At 71.0% G+C, this 26,083-nt stretch carries 21 protein-coding genes; 5 read left to right on the forward strand and 16 right to left on the reverse strand.

What is annotated here, in order from left to right; all coding sequences use genetic code 11:
* Positions 1–322: 322 nt before the first annotated feature.
* From ettA to ACZ7L5_RS26530, 3 genes are read left to right on the forward strand one after another with little or no spacing between them, the layout of a single operon-like run.
* The gene (ettA, locus tag ACZ7L5_RS26520; RefSeq protein ID WP_328881580.1) at positions 323–1,987 is read left to right on the forward strand and encodes an energy-dependent translational throttle protein EttA; all 1,665 of its coding nucleotides are present in this window, start codon (positions 323–325) and stop codon (positions 1,985–1,987) included.
* 6 nt (positions 1,988–1,993) lie between these two features.
* Positions 1,994–2,422 (forward strand): acyl-CoA thioesterase, encoded by a 429-nt coding sequence (locus ACZ7L5_RS26525; protein WP_363050329.1) that lies wholly within the window; start codon positions 1,994–1,996, stop codon positions 2,420–2,422.
* Positions 2,419–3,087, forward strand: a complete 669-nt coding sequence (locus ACZ7L5_RS26530; RefSeq protein ID WP_363042581.1) for a DUF8185 domain-containing protein — start codon at positions 2,419–2,421, stop codon at positions 3,085–3,087. Before ACZ7L5_RS26525 ends, ACZ7L5_RS26530 begins: the two co-directional genes overlap by 4 nt.
* 8 nt (positions 3,088–3,095) lie before the next feature.
* Here ACZ7L5_RS26530 and ACZ7L5_RS26535 read toward each other — a convergent pair whose 3' ends face one another.
* Positions 3,096–3,500, reverse strand: a complete 405-nt coding sequence (locus ACZ7L5_RS26535; RefSeq protein WP_328427595.1) for a globin — start codon at positions 3,498–3,500, stop codon at positions 3,096–3,098.
* Between the two features lie 142 nt (positions 3,501–3,642).
* Between ACZ7L5_RS26535 and ACZ7L5_RS26540 the strand changes: the two genes are divergently transcribed.
* The gene (locus tag ACZ7L5_RS26540; protein WP_471519335.1) at positions 3,643–4,629 is read left to right on the forward strand and encodes a methyltransferase domain-containing protein; all 987 of its coding nucleotides are present in this window, start codon (positions 3,643–3,645) and stop codon (positions 4,627–4,629) included.
* Positions 4,630–4,731: 102 nt separating this feature from the next.
* Here the strand turns inward: ACZ7L5_RS26540 and ACZ7L5_RS26545 are convergent, their stop codons facing one another.
* The 4 genes from ACZ7L5_RS26545 to ACZ7L5_RS26560 all read right to left on the reverse strand — a co-directional run bounded on the left by ACZ7L5_RS26545 (position 4,732) and on the right by ACZ7L5_RS26560 (position 11,575).
* Positions 4,732–6,207, reverse strand: a complete 1,476-nt coding sequence (locus ACZ7L5_RS26545; RefSeq protein WP_471519337.1) for an FHA domain-containing protein — start codon at positions 6,205–6,207, stop codon at positions 4,732–4,734.
* A 103-nt stretch (positions 6,208–6,310) separates the two neighbouring features.
* Positions 6,311–7,657, reverse strand: coding sequence for a vWA domain-containing protein (locus ACZ7L5_RS26550; RefSeq protein ID WP_471519339.1), 1,347 nt, complete (start codon positions 7,655–7,657; stop codon positions 6,311–6,313).
* Positions 7,658–7,753: 96 nt separating this feature from the next.
* Positions 7,754–9,355 (reverse strand): PP2C family serine/threonine-protein phosphatase, encoded by a 1,602-nt coding sequence (locus tag ACZ7L5_RS26555; protein ID WP_471519341.1) that lies wholly within the window; start codon positions 9,353–9,355, stop codon positions 7,754–7,756.
* 3 nt (positions 9,356–9,358) lie between these two features.
* Positions 9,359–11,575: a serine/threonine-protein kinase gene (locus tag ACZ7L5_RS26560; protein WP_471519343.1), complete on the reverse strand. Its 2,217-nt coding sequence runs from the start codon at positions 11,573–11,575 to the stop codon at positions 9,359–9,361.
* Between ACZ7L5_RS26560 and ACZ7L5_RS26565 the strand changes: the two genes are divergently transcribed.
* Entirely contained in the window at positions 11,550–11,870 is a 321-nt protein-coding gene (locus tag ACZ7L5_RS26565; protein WP_469407926.1) for a hypothetical protein, read from the forward strand. The genes ACZ7L5_RS26560 and ACZ7L5_RS26565 overlap by 26 nt on opposite strands.
* 45 nt (positions 11,871–11,915) lie before the next feature.
* On the opposite strand, the gene ACZ7L5_RS26570 is transcribed toward ACZ7L5_RS26565, so the two are convergent.
* From ACZ7L5_RS26570 to ACZ7L5_RS26620, 11 genes are all read right to left on the reverse strand, one after another.
* A complete protein-coding gene (locus tag ACZ7L5_RS26570; protein ID WP_467481047.1) occupies positions 11,916–13,247 on the reverse strand; it encodes a coiled-coil domain-containing protein in 1,332 nt (443 codons plus the stop codon).
* 101 nt (positions 13,248–13,348) lie between these two features.
* Positions 13,349–14,425: a glutamate ABC transporter substrate-binding protein gene (locus ACZ7L5_RS26575; protein WP_471519345.1), complete on the reverse strand. Its 1,077-nt coding sequence runs from the start codon at positions 14,423–14,425 to the stop codon at positions 13,349–13,351.
* A 14-nt stretch (positions 14,426–14,439) separates the two neighbouring features.
* The gene (locus ACZ7L5_RS26580; protein WP_471519347.1) at positions 14,440–15,924 is read right to left on the reverse strand and encodes a hypothetical protein; all 1,485 of its coding nucleotides are present in this window, start codon (positions 15,922–15,924) and stop codon (positions 14,440–14,442) included.
* A gap of 323 nt (positions 15,925–16,247) precedes the next feature.
* A complete protein-coding gene (locus ACZ7L5_RS26585; protein ID WP_471519349.1) occupies positions 16,248–17,219 on the reverse strand; it encodes an N-acetylglucosamine kinase in 972 nt (323 codons plus the stop codon).
* Complete coding sequence (locus ACZ7L5_RS26590) at positions 17,210–18,475, reverse strand: 6-phospho-beta-glucosidase (RefSeq protein ID WP_471519351.1); 1,266 nt, start codon at positions 18,473–18,475, stop codon at positions 17,210–17,212. The genes ACZ7L5_RS26585 and ACZ7L5_RS26590 overlap by 10 nt, the downstream gene beginning before the upstream one ends.
* An 87-nt stretch (positions 18,476–18,562) precedes the next feature.
* Positions 18,563–19,453 carry a carbohydrate ABC transporter permease gene (locus ACZ7L5_RS26595; protein WP_471519353.1) on the reverse strand — a complete coding sequence of 297 codons (891 nt, stop codon included), beginning with the start codon at positions 19,451–19,453 and terminating at the stop codon, positions 18,563–18,565.
* A 2-nt stretch (positions 19,454–19,455) separates the two neighbouring features.
* On the reverse strand, positions 19,456–20,397 hold the full coding sequence (locus tag ACZ7L5_RS26600) for a carbohydrate ABC transporter permease (protein ID WP_328881594.1): 942 nt from the start codon (positions 20,395–20,397) through the stop codon (positions 19,456–19,458).
* Positions 20,398–20,405: 8 nt separating this feature from the next.
* The gene (locus tag ACZ7L5_RS26605) at positions 20,406–21,743 is read right to left on the reverse strand and encodes an ABC transporter substrate-binding protein (protein ID WP_471519499.1); all 1,338 of its coding nucleotides are present in this window, start codon (positions 21,741–21,743) and stop codon (positions 20,406–20,408) included.
* 134 nt (positions 21,744–21,877) lie between these two features.
* On the reverse strand, positions 21,878–23,089 hold the full coding sequence (locus ACZ7L5_RS26610) for an ROK family transcriptional regulator (protein ID WP_471519355.1): 1,212 nt from the start codon (positions 23,087–23,089) through the stop codon (positions 21,878–21,880).
* 160 nt (positions 23,090–23,249) lie between these two features.
* Positions 23,250–24,515, reverse strand: coding sequence for an MFS transporter (locus ACZ7L5_RS26615; protein WP_471519501.1), 1,266 nt, complete (start codon positions 24,513–24,515; stop codon positions 23,250–23,252).
* A 189-nt stretch (positions 24,516–24,704) separates the two neighbouring features.
* On the reverse strand, positions 24,705–25,799 hold the full coding sequence (locus tag ACZ7L5_RS26620) for a mechanosensitive ion channel family protein (RefSeq protein WP_363041156.1): 1,095 nt from the start codon (positions 25,797–25,799) through the stop codon (positions 24,705–24,707).
* Positions 25,800–26,083 lie beyond the last annotated feature (284 nt).

The raw sequence follows: 26,083 nt of genomic DNA on the forward strand, positions 1-26,083 counted from the left end.
ATCCGTTAAAGATCGACTCCGTACAGTTACGGGAGGTTAATGTGAAAAATTCCTATATGTCCCGGCGGCACGCCGATATCGGCACGCGGGTGCGCCCACCCGGACGCCCGAACTCGCCACGGCTCGGCAATTGCGGCGCCGGCACCGCCCGCTGAGCTTCTGTCAGCTCGCCCGCGCGGCTCGGCACCCGGCCGGAGACCCTCGGCGACGAAAGTCCAGGTCAGGGCCCATCGGCGATACGGGTTTCCCCCGAGGGGTGGCGATCCGGCAAGATGGGGTGTATCTGCCCACTGCCTGATTTCAAGCTGCCGGACGGTTTCTCTTGGCTGAGTTCATTTACACCATGCGCAAGGCGCGCAAGGCGCACGGCGACAAGGTGATTCTCGACGACGTCACCCTGAACTTCCTCCCCGGAGCGAAGATCGGCGTCGTCGGCCCGAACGGCGCCGGTAAGTCGACGATTCTGAAGATCATGGCGGGGCTGGAGCAGCCGTCGAACGGTGAGGCGTTCCTGTCGCCCGGGTACACCGTGGGCATCCTGATGCAGGAGCCCAAGCTGAACGAGGAGAAGACCGTCCTGGAGAACGTCCAGGAGGGTGTCGCCGAGGTCAAGGGCAAGCTCGACCGGTTCAACGAGATCGCCGAGCTGATGGCCACCGACTACTCCGACGCGCTGCTCGAAGAGATGGGCAAGCTCCAGGAGGACCTCGACCACGCCAACGCGTGGGACCTCGACGCCCAGCTCGAGCAGGCCATGGACGCGCTCGGGTGCCCGGCCGGTGACTGGCCCGTCGTCAACCTCTCCGGTGGTGAGAAGCGCCGCGTCGCGCTGTGCAAGCTGCTGCTGGAAGCACCTGACCTGCTGCTGCTCGACGAGCCCACCAACCACCTCGACGCCGAGTCCGTGAACTGGCTGGAGCAGCACCTCGCCAAGTACGAGGGCACCATCGTGGCCGTGACCCACGACAGGTACTTCCTCGACAACGTGGCCGGCTGGATCTGCGAGGTCGACCGCGGCCGGCTCCACGGCTACGAGGGCAACTACTCCAAGTACCTGGAGACCAAGCAGACCCGTCTCAAGGTCGAGGGCCAGAAGGACGCCAAGCGCGCCAAGCGGCTCAAGGAAGAGCTGGAGTGGGTGCGGTCCAACGCCAAGGGGCGTCAGGCCAAGTCCAAGGCGCGTCTCGCTCGCTACGAGGAGATGGCCGCCGAGGCCGACAAGATGCGGAAGCTGGACTTCGAGGAGATCCAGATCCCGCCGGGCCCGCGTCTGGGCAGCATCGTCGTGGAGGTCAACAACCTCAGCAAGGCCTTCGGCGAGAAGGTTCTCATCGATGACCTTTCGTTCACGCTTCCGCGTAACGGGATCGTCGGTGTCATCGGCCCCAACGGCGCCGGCAAGACCACCCTCTTCAAGATGATCCAGGGTCTGGAGACGCCCGACTCCGGCAGCATCAAGGTCGGCGACACCGTCAAGATCTCGTACGTCGACCAGAGCCGCGAGAACATCGACCCGAAGAAGAGCCTGTGGGCCGTGGTCTCCGACGAGCTCGACTACATCAACGTCGGCCAGGTCGAGATGCCCTCGCGGGCGTACGTCTCGGCCTTCGGCTTCAAGGGCCCCGACCAGCAGAAGGCGGCCGGCGTCCTCTCCGGTGGTGAGCGCAACCGCCTCAACCTCGCGCTCACCCTCAAGCAGGGCGGCAACCTGCTGCTCCTCGACGAGCCGACGAACGACCTGGACGTCGAGACGCTGTCGAGTCTTGAGAACGCGCTGCTGGAGTTCCCGGGCGCGGCCGTGGTCGTCTCCCACGACCGCTGGTTCCTCGACCGGGTCGCCACGCACATCCTCGCCTACGAGGGCGAGTCCAAGTGGTTCTGGTTCGAGGGCAACTTCGAGTCGTACGAGAAGAACAAGGTCGAGCGGCTCGGCGCGGACGCCACACGTCCGCACCGCGCCACCTACAAGAAGCTGACCCGGGGCTGATCGATCTTGCGCCACATCTACCGTTGCCCCCTGCGCTGGTCCGACATGGACGCGTACGGACACGTCAACAACGCGGTCTTCGTCCGCTACCTGGAGGAAGCCCGCATCGACTTCCTGTTCCGTCCGGAGAAGGACTTCAAGCAGGGGTCGGTGGTGGCGCGCCACGAGATCGACTACAAGCGGCAGCTCGTCCACCGGCACCACCCGGTGGACATAGAGCTGTGGGTCAGTGAGATCAGGGCCGCGTCCTTCACCATCACCTACGAGGTGAAGGACGACGACCTGGTCTATGTCCGGGCCTCGACCGTGGTCGTGCCGTTCGACTTCGAGGCGGAACGGCCGCGCCGGCTCACCGCGGAGGAGAAGGAGTTCCTCCGCGAGTACACGGACGACGCGAAAGACAAGGACGACGAGGAGGAGGCCGTCGCCGCATGACGGTGCTCCACCTCGCCGACGAGGGGGAGGCGGCGGATCTCGCGGCCTTCCTCTCCCGGCTGCTCCACTACGACCGTGGAGCCGCGGTGCGCCTGCAGGCGGCCGGCACCGCGCTCGCCGTCTTCGGACGGCCACCGTCCTTCGAGGTGCTGGCGATCCGCACGGCACGGCTCGCGAAACCGTATGAGAACGGGCTCGACGTCACCCTGGACGTGACCGTCTCCGCGGGTGAACTCCTGGAGTCCGTCGACGAGTCGGCGGCCACCGCGGTCGTGCCGGGGGCCGTGACCGGGCCGCCGTGGGCCGGGGTGCTCCCGCCGCGCGGCGGATGGCGGGCGGTGCCGGGGCTGCCCGAGCCCGATGCCCTGCGGGCGATGGTCGGTGCGGGTGTCGCGGAGTTCCGGTCGCGTACCCAGGAGCTGGCGGCCGAGCAGCGCACCCGGGCCGAACTCGACCGGGTCGGGCGGGAGATCTGGTCCCGGACCGTCGGGGACACCCATCTGCCGGTGCGTGCCGTGCACGCGGCCCAGTCGTTGGGATTCCTGCGCGCCACCAGGGAGCTGGCCCTGCTCTCGTCCGGTGCGTGGCTGAGGTTGCGCACGCCGTACGGGTCGATCGCCGTACGGCGGGCGGGACTCGGCACCCTGGATGTCAGCGTTCGCTGACAGTCGGCTCAGCCCGCGGTGTTCACCATCGAAGCCGCCGCGTACGTCAGGTAGTTCCACAGCGTCCGCTCGTGCTCCTCGGAGAGGCCGAGCTCGTCGACGGCGTCCCGCATGTGCTTCAGCCACGCGTCGTGGGCCGCGCGGTCGACGGTGAACGGGGCGTGGCGCATGCGCAGGCGGGGGTGCCCGCGGTTCTCGCTGTACGTCGTCGGGCCGCCCCAGTACTGGATCAGGAACAGCGTGAGGCGCTCCTCGGCCGGGCCCAGGTCCTCCTCGGGGTACATGGGCTTGAGCAGGGGGTCCTCAGCGACGCCCTGGTAGAAACGGTGGACGAGGCGGCGGAAGGTCTCCTCCCCGCCGACCTGCTCGTAAAAGGTCTGCTCCTGAAGCGTGCCGCGCCGAATCTCATTCACCCGTCCATGGTCTCAGACGCGCAGACGGAGGACCTGAGGCTTAGGACCAGCGGTCGTGAAGGGCAGGGCGCCCCGGGTGACGCGTACCGGATCGTCCGGCGGTGTGCTCGCCTCGCGGCGCCTGGCGCAGGACAGTGGACGTATGAGCGCGCACGCTCTCGACAACGACCTGGACGACCTCGCCGCCTCGGCGCGGGCCGCGCTGGTGCGCACGATCGAGGCCGACGGGGCATGGAGCGAGGACCCGCGGTGGCGGGACGTCTTCGCGGCCGTGCCACGCCATCTGTTCGTGCCGTACTACTACGTCGGCGTCGCCGGCGGCTACGAACGCCGCTGGGGCCAGAGCCCCGACCCGGCCGCGCGAGAGCGGTGGATGCGCGGCGCGTACGCGGACACCCCCCTCGCCACCCGGCTGCGCGACGGCGAGCTGCTCTCCTCCAGCAGCCAGCCGTCCCTGATGGCGATGATGCTGGTCGCGCTGGAGGTGACGGACGGCGACAGCGTCCTGGAGATCGGCGCCGGCACGGGCTTCAACGCCGCCCTGCTCGCGCGCCGGCTCGGCGATGACGACCTCGTCACCAGCATCGACCTGGAGCCGGAGATCACCGAGTCGGCCCGCCGGCACCTGACGGCGGCCGGATACCACCCCGTCGTCGTCACGGGCGACGGGGCGCGCGGCGTGCCCGAGCGCGCACCCTTCGACCGCATCATCGCGACCTGCGCGCTGCCGTCGATCCCGCGCGCCTGGCTCGCCCAGTGCCGCCCCGGGGCCCGCATCCTGACCCCGCTCGCCACCGGACTGCTCGCCCTCACCGTCCAGGACGCCGAGCACGCCGAAGGGCGCTTCCTGCACACGCCCGCGTACTTCGTGCCGCTGCGCGGCGGGATCCGGACCGAGCCGGAGTCCTCGCCCGTGGCCGGGCTGCCGCGCCGGGCCCGGGAGGACGAGCTGTTTCGCTTCCTGCTGGCCCTGACCCGCGGCAGCCTCGATCCACAGGAGGCGTACGCGCTGTGGGAGCGCGAGGGGCAGCCGCAGCGGGAGCGGTACGGGATCACCGTGCGCGGCGAGCACGAGTGGGCCTGGCTGGACGACCCGGAGGGGCCGTACGCCTGGCCGCTGCCCGGCTGAAACGCCGGGAGGGGGCGGTCGTACGGCACTTTCCCGCCGTACGACCGCCCCCTCCCGGACTCAAGATCGAGCCGCGTCCGGAGCCGGACGATGGTGTTCCGGCTAGCCGCGCCGGACCGTGATCGTCGTCCACGCACCCACGTGCACCCGGTCGCCGTCCTGCAGTGGCACCGGCACGAAGGGCTGGATCGGCTCCTCGGAGCCGTTCACCGTGGTGCCGTTCGTCGAGTTCTGGTCGACGACCGCCCAGGTGCCGTCGGGCTGCTGGACCAGGACCGCGTGCTGGTGGGAGACACCCGGGTCCTCCGGCGGCACCGACAGGTCGATGTCGGGGGATTCGCCGGTGGAGTGGCGGCGGCGGCCGATGGTGACCTGGTTGCCGGTGAGCGTGCGCTGCTGCTCGGGCGAGTACGCGGGCAGGTTCAGGCCCGCGGCCTCGGGGCCGGAGCGCTGCATCATCGCCATGAAGTACTCGCGGTCCGGGCCGATCGTGGCCAGCCAGGTCGTCGGCTGCTGCGGCGGGTAGCCCTGACCCGGCGGCGGGGCCTGGGTGGCGCCGGGCTGCGGGTAGCCGTAGCCGCCCTGAGCGGGGCCACCGGGAGCGCCCGGTCCACCCGGAGCGCCGGGACCCGACGAGGGCGGTGAGATCACCCAGTCGTCGTCACCGCCGCCGAAGGCCGGGCCGCCCTGCGGCGGGCGGTTCGTCTCCTGCGGGAACCCGGGCGGGGCCGGCGGAGCGGACGGGCTTGCCTGCTGGAAGGCCTGCGGACCACCGCTGGTCGCGCCCGGGCCACCGGGCGGCGGCGGAACCTGCCGCGCGGGGTCACCGAAGACGGAGGGGCCGTTGCCGCCCGGGCCGCCGGGTCCGCCGTGACCGCCAGGGCCACCGGGACCGGGGTTGGTGGCACCTGGGCCGCCCGGGCCGGGACCGAAGCCGCCGGGGCCGCCGTAGCCCTGACCAGGACCGGGGCCACCCATACCGCCGGGACCACCGGGGCCTGCGGGACCGCCCTGGCCACCGGGGCCAGGTCCGCCGGGACCACCCGGGGCGCCAGGTCCGCCATGTCCGCCCGGTCCCGCAGGCTCCGCGCCGAACGGCGGGATCGGCTCGGCCGGGCGGTTCATCTGGGACGGACGCGAGCCCTGGTAGTCGTACGAGTCACCGCCGCCGAACGACGGCGGGGGCCCCGACTGCTGCTGGAAGTGCGAGGGCAGGCCCGGGCCGCCGGGCGCCGGGGGGCGCGGGGCTGCGGGGGTGTACGAAGTCGCCGTGTTGGTCAGGAAGTTCCACCGGCACTCCTCGCAGAACGGCGCACCGCCCTCACGGGGCGTACGGCACTGCGGGCACAGCTCCGGCTCCGGTACGGCGGAAGGATGCGGCGGGCCGCCGGGCTGGCCGGCGTTCGGGCCGCCGAACGGACCACCGGGAGCAGGGCCGCCGGGCGGCGGGAAGCCGTAGCCGCCACCGGGCGGGGGCGGCGGCGGAGGGGGCGGAGGTACGGCACCGGCCATGCGGTGACCGCAGACCTCGCACCAGTCGTCGGAACCCGACTGGTGTCCGTTCGGGCAGGTCGGCATGTCGGCGCTTCCCCCTCTCCTTTCCGGCCGCTCACGACCGGATTTCTCCAACCCCAAGGGGTCAGGCTCGATCCTTTTCAGGGTCCTGCTGGGTCCTGCTAGGTCACTTCTTTACACGAACAGTCTTTGTGGACCGTGTCTCGAGAGTCATCTCGTCGGCCTCCGCGACCTTCGCCTTCAGTCGCACAGTACCCGCCGCGGCGTCGACCACGTCCACCACCTTCGCAAGGAGTTTCGCCGTATCGGCATTTCCGGAGGCGCCGGCGAGCTGAACGGCGCGACCCAGTTTGGCCGTTGCTCCATCGATATCGCCCGACTTGCGAAGATCGAGACCTTGTTGGATGACTTGTGCCAGTTCGGCCTGGCCGGTGTAGTGGGCGACCTGGGGGTTGATCGAGGTCGAGGCGACCATGTCGTCGGTCCACACGGCCCGTACGAGACCTTGCGCGCCCAAGTTCTGTGCGGTGCCGTCGGACTGCGGGATGACCAGGGAGGCCCGGGCGGCGAGCATCTCCTGGCCGAGGCCGGCGGCGGGCACCTCGACGCATACGTGGTAGTCACGGGACTCGTCGCCCCAGGAGCCGGTGGGGTAGTCACCGGCGCGCGGGCCGGCCTCGGCGCGGCGGTCGGTCAAGTCCTCCACGGTCGGCGCGACTTGCTTCACGAACTTGATGGTCGTGCCCACCGGCGTCCACACCCGCAGGGCGACGTCCGCGACCTCCTTGCCCATCGCGGTCTCCATCATCTGCGTGAAGTCGGCGGCGAGACCGGCCGGATCGGCGACGATGTCGGAGCTGCCGAGCAGCGCCGAGGCGATGGCTGTGACTTCTTTCACTTCCCAGTCGGTGCCCACGCCACGGGCGTCACAGGTGAAGCGTCCGGCGCAGGCGTCGAGGGCGGCTTTGAGGTCCTGAGGCGACTCGTGCTCGTTGCGGCCGTCGGTGAGCAGGATGCCGTGCCGGATGGCGACGTCGGCCGAGGACAGCAGGCGGTCGGCGAGCCGCAGCCAGGTGCCGATGGCCGTTCCGCCGCCCGCACTGAGCCTGCGCAGGGCCTGTTTGGCCTGGTCGCGAGTGGTGGCGTCGGCGACCGCCAGACGGCCGCCGCCCGGGTAGACCTCCTTGGCCACGTGCGTGCCGTCGATCACCGCGAAGTGCACGCCGTCGCGCAGGGTGTCGATCGCGGCGGCCGTGGCGTCGCGGGCGTTGCGCATCTTGGTCGGCGGGTAGTCCATCGAGCCCGAGCAGTCGACCATGATCGCCACACCCGCGGACGGGCCCTGCCCCGGCGAGTAGAGGTGGGGCGCGGCGACCGCGCTGCCGACGGTGCCGCCGCCGGTCGCGGTCACGGTGACGATCGCGTTGACTTCGCGACCGCCCTCCGGGAGGTACTCGTTCTGGTACACGTCCACCGAGAACTGCGGCACATTTGATTTCGAGAAGTTGGCCATACGTTCTCAAATCCCCCTAAAGAACCCCCTGGTGGGGCCATGGCTGTCGACGGACCGGTCCCCTCCGGTCCGATGAGGCCGTCCCCGCAGTCGGCCTCAGGCCGATCCTGCCCCCATCGGCGGCGCCGGGAACGGCAGGACGGCCACTGTTACGTTGTCGTGGCCCCCGCCGTCGAGCGCGTGTCCGACGAGGACCTGGGCGCTGTGCAGGGGGCGCGCGGCGGCGTCGAGAGGCACGACGTCGGCCATGTCGTCGGCCGCCTCCGCGTAGTTCCACAGGCCGTCCGTGCACACCACCACCACACCCGGCCGGTCCGGCTTGAAGGAAGCGGTGTGCGGCTCCAGTTCGTAGGCGTCCGCGCCGAGCCAGCCCGTGATGGCGTGGGCGCGCTCGTCGGCGTACGCCTCGGCCTCGTTCATCAGACCCGCGGCGACCATCTGCGCGGCCCAGGAGTCGTCCTCGGTGAGCCGGGCCGGGGGGGTGCTGCGGTCCACCGGGACCCAGTAGGCGCGGCTGTCGCCGACCCAGCCGACGACCAGCAGACCCGCGGTGACGATGGCGCCGACGAAGGTGCAGGCCGGCGCGTTCTGGTGCGGGGCTTGCTCGCGGGCCGTGGCCGGCTCGTTGGCGAGCGCGTTGACCGCGTTGGAGGCGGCGATGATCGCGTCGTGCATGGCCTGCTGCGGGTGTGCGCCGCGTGGCAGGGCGGCCAGCAGCGACTCGCTCGCGGCCCGGGACGCGGCCATCGAGGCGTCGTCGGGACGGGTCGCCGAGGACACGCCGTCGCAGACGATCGCCAGGACCGCGGGCCGGCCGTCGGGCAGCGCCGTGCAGCCGACGGCGAACGCGTCCTCGTTGCGGTGGTGGCGCAGGCCGCGGTCGCTGACGGCGGCGACGGGGCCGGCGTCCTGCTCCATGTGGTCGCGCTCGCGCGGCTGGGCGTGCCCGCAGTTCTCGCAGTACCCGTCGTGGTCGACGCGGCCCGCGCGGCACGCCACGCACACCTTGGTGCCCTCGGGCGGGGTCGGCGCGGCGGGGGACACGCGCGGGTCGGGCGCCTGCAGCGCGTACTCGTCCGGCTCGGGAGCGTACCCGGCGGACTCCGCGGGGGCGTACTCGTCGGGCCCCGGAGGCCGGTCGAAACGGACGCCGGAGGCCGGGGCGTCGGGGGAGCCCGGCGAGGGCGGTGGGCCGGCCGGGGCGGCGGGCGTCTGCGGGCCGCTGGGCACGGCGGGGCCGCCCGGGGCCGGGACGGCCGGGTGGCCGGGTGAGGCGTGGTGGCCGGGCTGTGCCTGGTGGTCGGGGGCCGGCGAGGCGCCCGGGATGCCGTGGTTGCCCGGCGCCGGGACGCCCGGTGTGCCGTGCGCGGCGTCGGGAGCGGTCGCAGCCGGCGGCACCTGCGGGGGCGGCGGCGTGCCCGGGGGCAGGTCGCGGCCGCCGGAGTCGGTGCCGGGGAGGTCCGTCGGCAGATGGGCGGCCTCGGGGGCGGCACCGTCCGGTGCGGCGACGGGCCAGTCCGCGCCGGGCGCGCCCGTGGCGGGCGGCGGCACCGAGCCGTTCATGGCGATGGTCGGATGGTCGTCCGGCCGTTCGGGCACGGCGGACAGGTCATATCCGCACGCACCGCAGAAACGGTCACCCGACTCGAGCGGCCATTCGCAGCTCGGGCAGGCGGACAGCTGGGGCATCTGCGACATCAACTACACCCACGTCCGGGGGCGGTAACGGTTGGCACGTTCCACCAGGTCGATCCTCTCCTCGCCGCCCCGCGCGAGCCGGGCCAGCGTGCGGTACGAACGCTCCAGGCCGAAACGCAGTCCCCGCTCGTCCAGGCCGCTGCCGAGCAGCGTCCGTCCTCCGGCGGCGGCAGGCGGGGCGGAACCCTGGCCACCGGAGAGTATCCAGTCCAGCGCGCAACCGAGGACTTCCGCCGACAACTGCTCCCGGCGCGCCGGGTCCAGACCATACGCGTCCAGCGCCTCGACCTGGCCCGCGGCGGCGGTCAGGTCGTCCAGGAACGGTACGTCAGCGGCGGCCGCCGTGCGTTGACGCAGCCGGGCGCGGACGGCCGCCACGCGTGCGGCCGTGTAGTGAATGGAGCTTTCCGGAACCGACTCCAGGGTTCCGACCGCGCCGCGGCGGTCGCCGGTCGCGAGCTGGACGCGGGCGAGACCGAAGGCCGCGCTCACATAGCTCGGGTCGGTGGACCACACCAGGCGGTAGTACTCGGCGGCGTTGTCCAGCTGGCCCAGCACCTCCGCGCACAGGCCCAGGGCCAGCTTGGGGGCGGGTTCGCCGGGGAAGGCGTCGTAGATCGCGTCGAAGGCGAGCGCGGCGCCTTCGTGGTCGCCGGTGCCGAGCGCCGCCACGCCGCGGTACCAGACGACCCGCCAGTCGTCGGGCCGCTCGTCCTCCAGCTCCAGCAGCTGTTCGTGCGCGGTGCGGGTGTCGCCGTTCTCCAGCCAGGCCCGCACCTGCCGCAGCCGTGTCTCCGCCGACGGCGCCGGCGCGGCGGCGAGGGCGCCGAGCAGCTCGGCCGGCGCGGTGGTCATCAGACCGGCGAGGAAACCGGCGTTGGGGTCGGCGGGGTCGACGTGGGGGACCGGCAGCGCGAGGGCGGCGACGGGGGCGTCGACGAACCGCACGATGCCGGCGCCCGCGGCCGGCGCGTTCGCGGGGGCGCCGGCGAGGGCGGCGGCCCCCTTCCCGGCGGGTGCCACCCGCGCCCCCAACCGCGAGACCTCCCCGGCCGGCTTGGGGAACAACTCGGTGTCCGTGACCCGTACTTCGGGGCCGAACAGCGTCGACAGGGCGGGCCTCGCGCGGCCTGTCTGCAGGGAGACGACCTCGCGCAGCACGCCGGTGAGCTGCTCCGTCATCTCCTGGGCGGAGGCGAAGCGGCGGGCCGGGTCGGGGTCCGTGGCGCGGACCAGGAGACGGTAGAAGGACTCGTACCGGTGGAAGACCTCGATGTTGTCGGGGTCGGGCAGTGAGTCGGCGTAGACGTTCGTATAGCCCTGGAAGTCGAAGGTCAGGACGGCGAGCGTGCGGGCGACCGTGTACAGGTCCGAGGCCACCGACGGGCCGACGTCCGCGACCTCGGGCGCCTGGTAGCCCACCGTGCCGTAGATGGCCGATTCCTCGTCGTCCATCCTGCGCACCGCGCCCATGTCGATCAGCTTGAGCTGGTCCTCGGTCTGGATGGCGTTGTCGACCTTGAAGTCGCAGTACAGGAGGTTGCGGCTGTGCAGGTGGCCGAGGGCCTCCAGCGCCTCGATGCCGTATGCGCAGGCCTGCTCCACGGGCAGCGGGTCCCGCTTGCCCGTCGCGGTGCGGCGTGAATTGGCGATCTCCTTCAGCGACTTGCCGCCGACGTACTCCATCACGATGTAGCCGTCGAGGGAGCCGGTGCGCTGGTCGAGGTGCTCGACGAAGTTGTAGATCCGCACGATGTTGGCGTGCTCGATCTCCGCGAGGAAGCGCCGCTCGGAGATCGCCGCCGCCATCGCGTCCTGGTCGCCGGTGTCGAGCAGGCCCTTGAGCACCACCCAGCGGTCGGAGACCGCGCGGTCCACGGCGAGGTAGACCCAGCCGAGGCCGCCGTGCGCCAGACAGCCCGCGACCTCGTACTGGCCGTGCACGATGTCGCCGGACTTCAGCTTCGGGACGAAGGAGTACGGGTGGCCGCACTTCGTGCAGAAGCCCTCCGTACGGCCCGGCCGGTCGCCGCGGGCCCGGCCGACGGGTGCGCCGCAGTCCGAGCGGGAGCAGAACCGCTTGCGCTCGGGCACCTCCGGGTTCTCCAGCACCATCGCGCGCGGGTCGGGGCGCGGCACGTCCGGGACCTGGACCAGGCCGACACCGAGCCGCCCGCGGCCACTGGAGCCGGACGTGGAACCGGAGCTGCGCACCGACACCGAGCGGCCCGTGGAACGGCCCGACAGCGAACGCGACAGCCGTCCCGACACCGAGCGCCGGGACTTCGACGACTGGGACGACGTACGGGACGACGAGCGGGAGCTGCCGCGGCTGCTGGAGCGGGAGCTGCCGCTGCCCGCCGACCCGCGCGACGCCTTGCCGCCGGCCGTCACCCCGGTGGGCGGCGAGCCGACCGTGCCGGTCGCCGAGACGACCGGGGCGAGCCCGCAGGTGTCGCAGTACAGCTCACCGCCGCCCACGTCCTCGTACGCTCCGCCGCAGTCCGGTCGCTGACAGCTCTGCTGTGGCTGACTCATGACGACGACACCCCCCTGACCCTCATGATCCCGGCCCCCTCCGGTCCTCGGGCGCGCGCGGCCCCGGCACCCGCCCGCTGCCGAGCTGCTCGGCGGCCGCCTGCTGGTAACGCAGCACGGCCTGCTCGGCGACGCGCAGGTCGCAGGGCGCGCTCCACAGCATGCGGCGGGCCGCGTCGTAGCGCTCGATGAGGAACTTGTCCTCCGCCAGGCCGTGCCGGGCCACCTTCGCCTTGTACGCGTCGAGGCGGCCCCGCAGCTCGGCGCGGACCGCCAGCGGCGCGGTGACCGCGGTCAACGACTCGCGGGCGCGCAGCAGTTCGTCCTCCGCCTTCTGCTCCAGGGACTCCAGGAGCGGGGACAGGCGGTGCCACTGGGCGTGTCTGCGGTACTCGGCGGCGGTCGCCAGCTGCTCCTGCAGCACGGTCGGCGGGCCGCTGACGACCGGCACCTCCGTGGCGGCGATCTTCGCCAGCACCTCGCCACGCGCGGTGCGCGCCTCGGCGAGCGTGCGGTCCGCGCGCGACAGCACGTCACGCAGTCTCACCAGCCGCTGCTCGGCGTCCTGGCGGACCGTCAACACCGCGTCGATCTCACGGCGTACGTCCTCCAGGGCGCGCGCCTCGCGGTCGTAGACCGTGGTGTCGGGCTTGCCGCCGCCCGGCGCCGAACTCCCCTGCGTGGGGATCCAGTACGCGAGCGGGTCGGACACCACCTCCGAGCGCAGCTTGGTGAGCGTGCGTGTGATGCGCTCCAGGTCGTCGCCCGCCGGGTGCTCGCCGGGGCGTACGCCGACGGAGTGTGCGAGCCGGCGGGTGCGCTGGAGCTCCGCGGCCAGTAAATCGATCCGGGCGGGCAGCGCCGACCACACCGCGTCGGCGGCGACGACCATGTCCAGCGACGTCGCGTACAGCTCGTTCATCCGGTCCACGAGCGTGACGAGCGTGAACTGTTCGCTGAGCTTGCCCGAACCGCCGTGCAGGGTCGGTGCGTTGGCCGTGGCGGTCGCCGAGCCCGCCAGGGTCACCGACTCGCCGCGCAGCAGTTCCGTCAGCTCCACCAGGTCGTCGCGGCTGGACCAGCGGCGCCGGGAACGGATCTCGCGGGCGGAGCGCAACGCGTCCGTGTACGCGTCGAAATACGCCCACAGCAGCGTTATCGACGCCTCCGCGGTCGTCCACCGCTCATTGGTGACGCCTGTGAGCTCGGCGCCCTCGAGAAGTCGGCGGCCCGCGTGGTCCTGCAGCGCGAGGAGCGAGGTCTCGATCGCCTCGTGCTCCGCGCCGAGCCGCGCCAGCGCACGGTCCACCTCGTCCCGGTCCATCACCGGCCCGGCGGGGTCCGTGACGCCCATCGATCACCTCTCGCTGCTGTCGTGTTCCGTCGGATCGGTCTGTTCGGTCTGTTCGCTGCGTTCCGTCTGTTCCCGTCAATCGTGCGTCAGTTGATGGTCGGTCACTTGTACTTCGCGTCGGGAGGGGTCGCCGACGCCGACTTCTTGTCACCCTGGTCCATGGTCGGATGCAGCCACTTCTCGTACGACGCCTTCCAGCCGCCGTCCTCGACGTAGTTCTCCAGGGTCCGGTTGACCTGGCGTACCAGATCGTCGGAGCCCAGTTTCATCGCCACGCCGTAGTACTCGTCCGTGAACAGGCCGCCCTTGAGTTCCACCGTCGGGTCCTGCGCGGCCTGACTGGCCGCGAGCGCGCCGTCCGTGACGACCGCGTCGACCTCGCCGAGCTGCAACTTCACCAGGCAGTCGAGCTGGTTGGGGACGGTGGTCGTGATGTCGGTGGAGTCGGGAAGGTCGCCGGACTTCCGGCCTGCTTCCAGGTTGTCGTACGCGGTGGATCCCTGCGCCGAACACACCTTCCTGTCGGCCAGGGTGTTGTCGAACCCGGTGATCTTCGAGGTCTTGGGGGCCAGGACCTGCTGGCCGGTGACGAAGTACGGGGCGGAGAAGGCGACTTGCCCGATGCGGTCGCAGTTGATCGTCATGGTGCGGACCACCATGTCGACCTCGCCCTTCTGGATCGCCTCGACACGGCGGCTGGTCGGGATGGCCTTGAACTGCACCGCGTCGCCGTCGCCGAGGATGTCCTCGGCGATCCGGTGGACCAGGTCGATGTCGAAGCCCTCCAGCTCGCCTGAGGGGTTGTTCGGGTCGAGGTAGCCCCAGCGGTAGCTGTTGGTGTCGACGCCGACGATCAGGCGGCGGTCCTTACGGGCCTTGATGGCGTCGACGGTCGGGGTGCCGTCGTTACCGCCGGACGGGGAGAGGCTCTGGTCCTGCGGGTTCTCGCAGTCCTCCGCCTTCGCCTGGCTGACCCGGGCGAGGCCCTGGCTCCCGGTGGCCGGGACGTCCTCGCCGCCGCGGAGCTGTGCCAGGGGCAGCAGCAGGGCGAAGGTCACCGTCAGGGCGACGAGGAGCGCCATCGCGCCTACGCCGCCCCAGCCGCGCAGGCCGGTGCGCAGGCTCTGCCATGGGCCGGTCGCGGCCCGGGGGAAACCCGAGCCATCGCGTGCGTTCATCGCCGTGCCCCCTCTCACCTGTACTCCGACAGCCTGCGGCCGATGCCGAGGACCGCGCCGGCCGCGCCCAGGACCGCGAGGACCGCGGCGCCGGTCGGCAGGCCCGTCAGCGAGTCACGGCCGTCGCTCGCGGCCTGCTTGAACTCGGTCTGTTCGTGCGCGAGCGCTGCCGCGAGGGCCTTGTCGACGTTGTCGAAGCACACGCTCGTCGGCTCCTTCGCGGCGCCGATGACGCGATCGCGGGCGGCCTGGTAGTTGCCGCTGTTGTTGTCGTCACGGGCGACGTCGTGGCGGTCCTTCCAGACCTTCATGAAGCTGTTCGCGTCCTGGACGGGCTTCTTGCCGGTCGAGTCGTCCGCGAGGTCCTCGGCTCGGTTCAGTGCCTTGCCCAGTTGACTGATCTGCTGGTCGTAGCCCCACTCGTACGCGTCCACGACCGTGTCGTCGCCGAGGGTCTTCGTGTCGGCGCCGCGGCGGACCAGGGTCAGGTTCTCGTCGCTGCGGGCCGTGAGTGAGGCGATGCGGGCCTCGTGCAGGACGTTCAGGGAACGGACGCCGTGGTCGTAGGAGTCGTTGAGGCCTGCCCGGGCGACCATGTGGCTGACGGCGAGCCACAGCAGGACCACCGTCGCGGCGGCCGTGGCCGTGACGAGGCCGTGGTTCAGGACCCTGTTGGTGCGCCGGTAGTTGCGGCGCTGGGCCCAGGTGAGAGCGGCGAGGGCGACGATGCCGAGGCCTGCGGCGGCCCAGGGGAACGACTTCGCGTCCGCGTAGTCGTCGCTCAGGCGTTGGTTCTCCGTCTGGTACAGCTTCTCGGCCCTGGGCAGCATGTTCTGCTGCATCATCTCGTTCGCGGCGCGCAGGTATGCGCCGCCGACGGGGTAGCCCTGGCGGTTGTTGGCCCTGGCTGTTTCCACGAGGCCCTTGTACTCCGGGAGGAGTCTGCTGAGGTCCGCGATGGTTTTCGCCGAGGGGGAGCCCGGTTCGGAGTTGGCTGCGGCCGTGACGAGTTTGGCTGCGGCTGTGCGGATGTCCTTTTCGTAGCCCTCGCGCATGGCGGGCTTCTCCTGCAGGCCCGCGAGGTAGCCGCTGGCGGCTGCGGTGTTGGCGTCCGCCAGGGAGCGGTAGATGTCGGCCGCGTCCGAGCTCAGCGGTTGGCTGCGGTTGAGGACGTCGTCGGCTGCCGATGCGCGGTCGGTCATCTGCCAGGCGGCTACTGCGCCGAAGGCGACGACGAGGGCGGCGAGGAGGGCGCCGATGATGCGGAGGCGGCCCGGTTCGGTGGTGGCGGCTGCGCGGAGTTGGTCCAGGCCCTCGGCGAAGGCGGTGCGGCGGGGTGGTGTGGCTGTTGCCGGCGGGATGGGGCGGCCGTTGGCCGCGGGGGGTGCCAGGGGTGCCGGGGGTGTGGACTGGGGTGGCACGGACGGCATGGTGGGCGCGCCGTGTGCCGGGTCGTTGCCCGGTGGTGGTGCCGTGCTGCTCTTCGGCGTCTGTGTCACTGCTGACCTCCCCCGTGGCCATCCGTGCCGCAAGTATCGCTGCCGGGACCGACATCCGCACCGGCCTTCGCTGGATCTTGACCGGATCGCAGCGCGGATCCCGAAATTCCGGCACACCGAAACCGCTGTGCACGAGCCCCCTGCCCATGAATACGCCGGGGGAATCTGTTCGGTTCCAGGTTCAAGCCCGTCCGGCGTTTGAGGACGAGGCCGTTCGGGCCGATGGGGTCCAGGGGGCGGAGCCCCCTGGCGGGGTTGAAGGGGCGGAGCCCCTGGAGGACGGGAAGGGTAGGGGCGGCGGGGGCGAGGGACTGGGGCGGAGCCTACGGCTCGAAGTGGTGACGGAGTCGGACATGTACCTCCGGGAGTGCCCCCACCGCGTCCAGGCCCAGCAGGGCCGCGCCCAGTACGGGGCTGGCCGTGACCACGTTCGGGACGGCCTTGGGGGCACGGGTGGCGAGCAAGTCGTTGATGGCGTCGATCAGTTGGGCGTGGCGGGCAGCCAGTACGCCTCCTCCCAGGAGCACCGGGGTCGACTCCTCCAGCAGGTCCAGCCGGGTCAGGGCGACCGTCGCCATGGTGACCACTTCGTCGGCGAGGCGGTCCACGATCTCGCGGGCGATCGGGTCACCGGCCGCCGCGGTGGTGAAGAGGACCGGGGCCAGCTCGTGGCGGCGGGCGGGGGCGATGTGTTCGAGGTGCAGGGCCTCGATCAGGGCGTACATGGTGGGCAGGCCGAAGTGGGCGGGGAGCGTGTGCGTCAGCGTCGTAGGCGCTCCTCGGCCGTCCTCCGCGCGTGCCGCGTGCCACAGGGCTTCCTCCGCCAGACCCCAGCCGCCTCCCCAGTCGCCGGAGATGCGGCCCAGTGCCGGGAAGCGGGCGGTACGGCCGTCGGGGCGCATGCCGACGCAGTTGATGCCGGCGCCGCAGACGACGGCAACGCCCCGGGGTTCCGGCACGCCCGCGCGCAGGATCGCGAAGGTGTCGTTGCGGACCTCGACGGTCGTGCCCCACGCGCGCGCGTGAAGGGCTGCGGTCAGTTGTTCCTCCTCGACCGGGAGGTCGGCGTTGGCCAGGCAGGCCGAGACGTGGTCGGCGGACGTCACGCCCGCTGCGGTGAGGGCCTGCTCGACGGCTGCGGCCAGGGTGTCCATCGCCGGCTCCACGCCGACCGTGGGTGGGCGGAAGCCGCCGCCGCGGGCCGTGGCCAGCACGGTTCCGTCGGCGGCCACCACTGCCACGTCGGTCTTGCTGTTGCCCGCGTCTACGGCGAGGACACGTGCGGTCATGCCCACGCGAGATGCTCCCGGTTGTGTGCGATCAGTTGGTCGGTGAGGGCTTCGGCGTACTCGTACTGGCCGATCAGGGGGTGGGAGAGCAGGGCTTTGAAGACTCGGTCGCGGCTGCCGTGCAGCGCCGCTTCGAGGGCCAGGTGCTCGTAGGCCGTCACCTGGGCCATCAGGCCGGCGTACAGCGGGTCCACGGTCGGTACGGCGAGGGGGGCCGCGCCCTTCGCGCCCACCGCTGCCTGTACTTCGATCACCGCGTCGTCGGGGAGGAAGGGCAGCGTGCCGTTGTTGAGGGTGTTGACCACCTGGTAGGGGCTGCCTGATCCGCCGAGGAGGGCTGCCGCCAGGTCGACGGCTGCCTCGGAGTAGTAGGCGCCGCCCCGCTTGGCGAGCAGCTCCGGCTTCTCGTCCAGGGACGGGTCGGCGTACAGGCTCAGCAACTGGCGTTCCATTTCCGCGACTTCCGCGGCCCTGGACGGCTTGGTGCGCAGTTCCCGTACGACCTCGTCGTGTGCGTAGTAGTAGCGCAGGTAGTACGACGGGACCGCGGTCAGGCGGTTCAGGAGGGGGCGGGGGAGGTGCAGGTCGGCGGCGATCGTGTCGCCGTGGTCGGTCAGGAGTCCCGGCAGGACGTTCTCGCCCTCGGGGCCGCCCAGGCGTACGGCCGTCTCCCAGGTGAGGTGGTTGAGGCCCACGTGGTCCAGGTGGATCTCGGAGGCGGGGACGTCGAGCATGGCCGCGAACTTGCGCTGGAAGCCGATCGCCACGTTGCACAGGCCGACCGCCCGGTGGCCCTCCTGGAGCAGGGCCCGGGTCACGATGCCGACCGGGTTGGTGAAGTCGATGATCCAGGCGGTGGGGTTGGTGCGGCGGACGCGGTCCGCGATGTCGAGGACGACGGGGACCGTGCGCAGGGCCTTCGCCAGGCCGCCGGCGCCCGTTGTCTCCTGGCCGACGCAGCCGCACTCCAGGGGCCAGGTCTCGTCCTGCTCGCGGGCCGCCTGGCCGCCGACACGGAGTTGGAGGAGGACTGCGTCGGCGCCGTCCACCGCCGTGTCGAGGTCTGTCGTGGTGGTGATCCTGCCGTTGTGTGCCTGGCGCGTGAAGATGCGGCGGGCCAGGCCACCCACGAGTTCCAAGCGGTCCTTCGCCGGGTCCATCAGGACCAGTTCCTCGATCGGGAGGGTGTCCCGGAGGCGGGCGAAGCCGTCGATGAGTTCGGGCGTGTAGGTCGAGCCTCCGCCGACCACGGTGAGTTTCACTGCGAGATGCCTCGCTTCAGGGTGTGGGTGACGGTGATCGGCCGGGGGTCCGGGGGTTGTCCCCAGGGGAGATGCTGCATGAATGGTTCAACCCTTGACTCCGGTGAGCGTGACGCCCTCGACGAACGCCTTCTGCGCGAAGAAGAACACGAGGATCACGGGGGCCATGACCAGCACGGTCGCGGCCATGGTCAGGTTCCAGTCGGTGTGGTGCGCGCCCTTGAACGACTCCAGGCCGTAGGAGAGCGTCCAGGCGCCGGGGTTCTCGGACGCGTAGATCTGGGGCCCGAAGTAGTCGTTCCACGCGTAGAAGAACTGGAAGAGGGCCACGGCGGCTATGCCCGGCTTCGCCACGGGGAGGACGACCCGAAGGAGCGTGCGCAGTTCGCCGCAGCCGTCCACCCTGGCCGCGTCCAGGTACTCGTTCGGGATCGTCATCAGGAACTGACGCAGGAGGAAGATCGAGAACGCGTCGCCGAAGGCCATCGGGATGATCAGCGGCCAGAGGGTCCCCGAGAGGTCCAGCTGCTTCGCCCAGAACAGGTACATCGGGATGATGACCACCTGGGGCGGCAGCATCATCATCGAGATGACCAGCATCAGGGACAGATTTCGGCCCCGGAAGCGGAACTTGGCGAGCGCGTACGCCACCGGGATCGACGAGACGACGGTGAGGAGCGTGCCCAGGCCCGCGTAGAGCAGGGTGTTCTTCCACCAGGTCAGGAAGCCGGGGGTGTCGAAGACCTTGGTGTAGTTGCTCCACTCCCAGGTGTCCGGGATCAGGTCGCGGGTGAGCGTCTGCTGGTCGCTCATCAGCGAGGTCAGGACGACGAACACGAACGGCAGGGTGAAGAAGAGCGCGGCCGCGAGGCCGAGGGAGTGGATCGCTATCCATTCCAGGAGTGCCCGGCGGCGTGCCGTGCGCTCGGCGATGGTCGGGGCCTCCAACTGCACCGGTTTGTCCAGTACTTGGGTCATGGTCAGTCACCTGCCTGGATCAGTCCGCCCCGGCGCCGCATCAGCAGCGCGGTGAAGGCCATGGCGAGGGCGAACAGCACGAGGGCGACCACGCAGGCAGAGCCGTAGTCGAAGCGCTGGAAGCCGAGGTTGTAGACGAGCTGGGGGAGGGTCAGGGTCGACTTGTCGGGGTAGCCCGGTTCGAACTGCTGGCCGGAGCCGCCGATGATGCCGGAGGCGACCTTTCCGGCGACCAGAGGCTGCGTGTAGTACTGCATTGTCTGGATGACACCCGTGACGACGGCGAACATCACGATCGGCGAGATGTTCGGCAGGGTGACGTAGCGGAACCGCTGCCAGGCGGATGTGCCGTCCAGCTCCGCCGCCTCGTACTGCTCCTTCGGTACGTCGAGCAGCGCGGCCATGAAGATGACCATGAGGTCGCCCACGCCCCACAGCGCGAGCGCGGTGAGGGCCGGCTTGGACCAGGCGGGGTCCGTGAACCAGCCGGGGGTCGGCAGGCCCAGGCCGTCGAGGACCGAGTTGACCGGGCCGGTGCCGGGGTTGAGGAGGAAGACGAAGGCCAGCGTCGCGGCGACCGGCGGGGCGAGGTACGGCAGGTAGAAGAGGGTGCGGAAGACGCCCGCGCCGGTCTTGATCTTCGTGATGAGCAGACCGATGCCGAGGCCGAACACCACCCGGCAGGTCACCATCACCAGCACCAGCCAGAGCGTGTTGCGCAGCGCCGGCCAGAACATCGGGTAGTCGTTGAAGACGTAGGCCCAGTTGCCCAGGCCGCGGAAGACCGGTGTGCCGAAGCCGTCGTACTTCATGAAGGAGAAGTACACGGTGGACACCAGCGGGTAGGCGAAGAAGACGCCGAAACCTATGAGCCACGGTGACAGGAAGGCCACCGTTCGAAGCGCCGACCTGCGGCGCTTCGCGCGGAGCGTGTGCGTGGACATCGACGGCGCTACTTCGCCTGCTCGATGTCGGTGTCGATCTGCTCGGCGGTCTTCTCCAGACCGGCCTTCAGGTCCTTCACCTTGCCGGACTCGTACTGGTAGCCGAAGTCCTGAAGGGTCGTCTGGTACGTCGAGCCGTTGACGGAGGCCGGAGGGGTGTTCGAGTGCTTGTTCTGGGCGATGTCCAGGAACGTCTTGAAGCCGGGGTCGACCTTCAGATCGGGCGACTTCAGGGCCGCGAACGTGGAGGGCACGTTGTGGATGGCGTTGGCGAAGGAGACGACTGCCTCGGTGTCGGTCGTCAGGTACTTCACCAGCTCCCAGGCCGCGTTCTGCTTCTTGCTCTGCGGGGCGATGCCGATGATCGTGCCGGAGAGGAAGCCCTTGCCGTACTCGTCGGCCTCGTCGTCGGCGACGGGCATCGGGGCGGTGCCGACCTCGAAGTCGACGCCGGCCTGCTGGGTCATGCCCAGGCGCCACTCGCCGTCGAGCTGCATGGCCACCTGGCCGGTCTGGAACGGGTGCTTGGCGCCCCACTCGTCACCGAAGGTGTTGCGGTACTTCTCCAGCTTCGCGAAGCCGCCGAGGTCGTCGATGAGCTTCTTCTGGTACGTGAACATCTCGGCGAAGGCCGGGTCCTTGGCGATGTTGGACTTGCCGTCCTTGTCGAAGTAGGTGTGGTCCCACTGGGACATGTAGTGGTCCACGACCGTCTCGTAGCCGTGGTAGGTCGGCATGAAGCCGAGCTGCTCGTAGCTGTCGCCCTTGGCCTCGGTCAGCTTCTTGGCGACCGTCGCGAACTCCGACCAGGTCTTCGGCGGGGACTTGATGCCCGCCTTCTCGAAGGCGTCCTTGTTGTAATAGAGGCCGTAGGCGTCGCCCAGCAGGGGCAGTGCGCAGCGGGTGCCCTCGAACTGGGTGTAGTCGAGCATCGGCTTCGGGATGAGCTTGTCGAGGTCGAGCTTCGACTTCTCGATGAAGGGCTTCAGGTCGAGGAAGGCGCCCGAGGAGCAGAACTTGCCGATGTTGGAGGTCGTGAACGACGACACCACGTCGGGGCCGCTGGAACCGCCCGCGCGCAGGGCCTGGTTGAGCTTGTCGTCGTTGATGTTGCCGACGATCTTCACCGTGATGTTCGGGTGGGCCTTCTCGAAGCGGTCGACGTTCTCCTGGATCGCCTTGGCCTCGGCGGGTGCGCTCCAGCCGTGCCAGAAGGTGATCGTCGTCTTGGCGTTGGGGTCGTCGCTGGCGGCGGACTCCGACTGGCCGGTACAGGCCGTGGCGAGGAGGGCCAGGGAGGCGGTGGCGGCGAGGGCGGCGGCTGCCTTGCGGGTGGGTGAGGGTATGACGTTCCAGGACTTTCCGGGCATGGCGAGGTCTCCCAAGGGCGGGAACGGGGTGGGTGAGGGAAGGCGGGGGGTGGGTCAGGAGGTGCGGAGGAGGAGGTGCCGAGGAGGAGTGGGCCGGGGGAGCGGGGCCGTCAGCGGGCGGTGTCGAAGACCTCGTCGCGTGTGGTCGCGAGCGCGCTCTCCAACGCGCCCCGCAGCACCGGGTGTTCACGTACGTCGCCGACGACCAGCTTGGGGCGGGCCGCGGCCAGTTCCTCCAGCTCGGACTGGACGAGGGCGCGCAGCACCTCCCCGCCGGAGGTGAGGGAGGCGCCGCTGAGGACGATGAGTTCGGGGTCGAGGACGGAGACCAGGGAGGCGAGACCGGTGGCCAGCCGGGTCGCGTAGGTGTGGAGGAGCAGCCGGTGCAGGACGGTGTCCTCGGTGGCGGCCCGTTCGACGAGGGTGGCTGCGGCCTCGGCGTACGGCGTCGACGGGATGCCGCCGATGCCGAGTTCGCGGGCCAGCCGGGGGATCGCCTGCGAACCGGCCAGCTCCTGGTAGCCGCCACTGTTGGCTTTGGCGACCTGCCGGACCAGGGGGGTGCCGGGAACCGGCAGGAAACCCACCTCGCCCGCGCCGCCGGTCCAGCCGCGGTGCAGCCGGCCGCCGAGGATCAGAGCGGCGCCCAGGCCCCCCTCGTTCCACAGCAGCACGAAGTCCTCGTGGCCGCGGGCCGCGCCGAGCCGCTGCTCGGCCACCGCCGCGAGGTTGACGTCGTTCTCGTACTCGACCGGCATCGGCAGGGCCGCGGCGAGCTCGTCCAGGAGCGCGGGGGTGTGCCAGCCGGGGAGGTGGGAGGCGTAGCGCAGTCGGCCCGTGTTGGGGTCGAAGGCGCCGGGGGTGCCGATGACGAGCCGGTGGACGTCGTCGCGGGCGAGGCCCGCCGCCTTCACCGCGCCGTCCAGGGCGTCGGTGACCTGCCGGACGACGGGCTGGGCCGGGCGCCTGCCGGGGGTGGGCAGTTCGTACGACCCGACCGTGCGGCCCGTGACGTCGGCGACGGCGGCGAGGATGCGTTCGGGGGTGACGTCGAGCCCCGCGGCGTACGCGGCGGCCGGGTTGACCTCGTACAGCTGGGCGCCCGGGCCGGGTCGGCCCTCCGTGGTGCCGGTCGCCAGGACGAGGCCGGCGGCCTCCAGGCGGGCCAGCAGCTGGGAGGCGGTCGGCTTGGACAGGCCGGTGAGCTTGCCGATCCGCGTGCGGGACAGCGGCCCGTGCTCCAGGAGGAGGTCCAGGGCGGCACGGTCGTTCATGGCGCGCAGGACGCGCGGGGTGCCCGGCGTACCGGCGGTTCCTGCCATGGGGGTCGACACCTGCCTTTCGGCTGACCAGCTTCTCAGCGATCTACGAGGGAAGTCCATCCAGGATCACTGTTAGGAAAGTTTCCTATCTGCTGCCGAGGAAAGTAAGCCCGGCAGGAAGGCGGCGTCAAGAGAGCTGGTCCGGCAGGCAACCGAGTCGTTACGTGAGGGCGCTGCGGTCGGCCGCCGGCTCGCGCCGCGGGAGCAGGAGCGGCGTCGCCAGCAGCAGGACCCCGGCGAGGGCGATCGCCGCGCGCGTGCCGGTCAGCGCGGCCAGCAGGCCCCACAGTGCCGTCGCGGCCGCGGTCGCCGTCTTGCCGGTGATCGACCACGCCGTCAGGGTGCGGGTGGTGCGGTCCTGCGGGGTCCGGTCGAGGCGGGTGGTGGCGAGCACCGGGTTGAAGACGCCGATGCAGGTGATCAGGCCGAACTCCACGGCCATGACGAGGAGGAGGCCCGGCGTGCCCGGCCCGATGAAGGCCAGGCCCACGGGCCAGATCGCGCGCAGGGTGCCCGCGGTCAGGAGCACCCGGCGCCGGCCGTGCCGGGCGACCAGGCGCCGGGACAGGCGCGAGCCCAGCAGGCCGCCCAGACACGGCACGGCGAAGGCGAGGCCGTACTGCCAAGGGGGAAAGCCGAGTTGACCGAGCATCAGGACGGCGAGCAGCGGCGCCGGGGCCATGATCAGGGCGTTGACCAGGACCGTGTTGAGGAACAGCGGGCGCAGGGTGGGGTGCCCGAGGATGTGCCGCCAGCCGGCCTGGAGGTCGCTCATCCGCAGCCCGGAGGGGGTGTCGGGGCCGGGCTGCCGCTGTCGTTGCGTCTCCTGGCTCTGGCTCTGTTGCCCTTCCTCACCGCCGATCGCCCGGATCCCCAGGGCCGACAACAGATAGCTGACCGCGTCCACCAGCACGGTCGTCATCGGGCCGAACGCGCCGACCGCGAACCCGCCGAGCGGCGGGCCGAGTGCGGTGGTCGTCCAGGTCGTGGCCTCGAAGCGGCCGTTCGCCACGAGCAGGTCCTCCGGCGGCACCAGGGACTTCAGATACGCCCCGCTCGCCGCGCCGAACGTGATGTCCGCCGCGGCGACCACCACCGACACCACCAGCAACTGGCCGAGCCCCAGCCCGTCGAGCGCGAACGCGGCGGGGATGCTCAGCAACGCAGCGCACCGGATCAGATCCGCCGCGATCATCACCGGCCGCTTCCGGCGGAACTCCACCCACGCCCCGAGCGGCACCGCCACCACCGCCCCCACCGCGAGGCCCGACGCCGCCAGCAGCGCGACCTCGGTCGCCCCGGCGTGCAGTACGACGACCGCGATCAACGCGAAGGCGTCGAAGGCCAGCCGTGTCCCGAACGCGCTGACCGCGTACGCCGCCCACAGCCACCCGAAGCGCCGCCCCAACGCCCGCCCGCCCGCCATGCCCAGCCCTCCGTCGACGGAGGCCATCAAAGCGAGCGGCGATCGCGCGGATCAAACAACCGGCGGCCCGCGCGGTCACAACCGACCGTTGTGCACCTGCGCAAACGCCGTGGCCCTAGATGTCCTGCGCATCGCGAAGGGGGCGCCCGGCAGTTGCGGGCGCCCCCTTCGTCGTATGACCGGCTGCGGCTACTTCGTCACGCTGGGCGGCGCGAGCGGGGTCGCTGCCACGGACTGTGGCGAGGTGGTGCTGGCGTAGGCCGAGGGGGCCGCCATGCCCGCCGTCGGGTCCGCCGTGGGCTCCGCGTCCAGCGCGAGGGGGGCGCGGCCGACGATCGGGATGTCGGCGGCGTCGAAGGCGAGCTTGATGCGCCAGCGCAGTTCGCGTTCGACGGTCAGGGACTTGCCCGGCATCGTCTTCGCCGAGACGCGTACGACCATCGAGTCCAGCAGCACGCTGTCCAGGCCGAGGACCTCGATCGGGCCCCAGAGGAGCTCGTTCCAGGGCTCTTCCTTGCTCATGCGCTCGGCGACGTCGCCGATGGTGCTCCTGACCTTGTCCAGGTCCTCGGAGGAGCGGACGGTGACGTCGACGCCGGCCGTCGACCACCCCTGGGACAGGTTGCCGATGCGCTTGACCTCGCCGTTGCGGACGTACCAGATCTCGCCGTTGTCGCCGCGCAGCTTGGTCACGCGCAGGCCGACCTCGATGACCTCGCCGGAGGCGACGCCCGCGTCGATCGTGTCGCCGACGCCGTACTGGTCCTCCAGGATCATGAAGACGCCGGAGAGGAAGTCCGTGACCAGGTTGCGGGCACCGAAACCGATCGCGACGCCCGCGACACCGGCGGAGGCCAGCAGCGGGGCGAGGTTGATCTCGAAGGCGGACAGGACCATCAGGGCGGCCGTGCCCATGATCACGAAGCTGGCCACCGAACGCAGCACCGAGCCGATCGCCTGCGAGCGCTGACGGCGGCGCTCGACATTGACGAGCAGACCGCCGAGGGCCGTGCCGTCCACCGCCTGGGCGGTGCGGTTCATCCGGTCGATGAGCTTGGTGATCGCCCGCCGGATCACCACTCTCAGCACCGCCGCGATGGCCAGGATCAGCAGGACCCTCAGGCCTATCGCGAGCCACGTCGACCAGTTCTGCTCGACCCAGGTCGCGGCCTGGGTCGCACTCTCGTGAGCGTCTTTGATCGTGGGAACCGCCGGGGTGGTCGTCCCCGAGGGGGTCGGCGACGGCGTAGGGCCGGCGGCCAGTAGGACGGCGGACAGGGACACGGCAGGTACCTCCAGTGCAGCGGCCCGCCCCGTCGGTAGCTGGTCAAGGTCACGAAAGGGTCACCGGCGGGGCAGGCTCACCACACTAACGGGGCATCGTGTGTGGATCGTCGCCATGTTCGAGGGAGGAATCGTGCCCACGTGGGGATGAACTGGTGGGATGAACCGTTCATCGCCCAGGGGATGAATCAGATGTGGTCGAAAACACTCTCAGCCCGTTACCGGGACATGGTGGCGCTTTCACCAGGCGAGAGGGGAGACTGACTACAGATCGTCCCGGCGCG

The organism is Streptomyces sp. NPDC107528 (assembly GCF_055639295.1).

Bases quoted from the DNA above. Each gene is read 5' to 3' on its own strand.
- ACZ7L5_RS26610 (WP_471519355.1), bottom strand. From the start codon at position 23,089: ATGGCAGGAACCGCCGGTACGCCGGGCACCCCGCGCGTCCTGCGCGCC.
- ACZ7L5_RS26530 (WP_363042581.1), top strand. From the start codon at position 2,419: ATGACGGTGCTCCACCTCGCCGACGAGGGGGAGGCGGCGGATCTCGCG.
- ACZ7L5_RS26540 (WP_471519335.1), top strand. From the start codon at position 3,643: ATGAGCGCGCACGCTCTCGACAACGACCTGGACGACCTCGCCGCCTCG.
- ACZ7L5_RS26575 (WP_471519345.1), bottom strand. From the start codon at position 14,425: ATGAACGCACGCGATGGCTCGGGTTTCCCCCGGGCCGCGACCGGCCCA.
- ACZ7L5_RS26545 (WP_471519337.1), bottom strand. From the start codon at position 6,207: ATGCCGACCTGCCCGAACGGACACCAGTCGGGTTCCGACGACTGGTGC.
- ACZ7L5_RS26570 (WP_467481047.1), bottom strand. From the start codon at position 13,247: ATGGGCGTCACGGACCCCGCCGGGCCGGTGATGGACCGGGACGAGGTG.
- ACZ7L5_RS26550 (WP_471519339.1), bottom strand. From the start codon at position 7,657: ATGGCCAACTTCTCGAAATCAAATGTGCCGCAGTTCTCGGTGGACGTG.
- ACZ7L5_RS26595 (WP_471519353.1), bottom strand. From the start codon at position 19,453: ATGACCCAAGTACTGGACAAACCGGTGCAGTTGGAGGCCCCGACCATC.
- ACZ7L5_RS26615 (WP_471519501.1), bottom strand. From the start codon at position 24,515: ATGGCGGGCGGGCGGGCGTTGGGGCGGCGCTTCGGGTGGCTGTGGGCG.
- ACZ7L5_RS26600 (WP_328881594.1), bottom strand. From the start codon at position 20,397: ATGTCCACGCACACGCTCCGCGCGAAGCGCCGCAGGTCGGCGCTTCGA.
- ACZ7L5_RS26555 (WP_471519341.1), bottom strand. From the start codon at position 9,355: ATGTCGCAGATGCCCCAGCTGTCCGCCTGCCCGAGCTGCGAATGGCCG.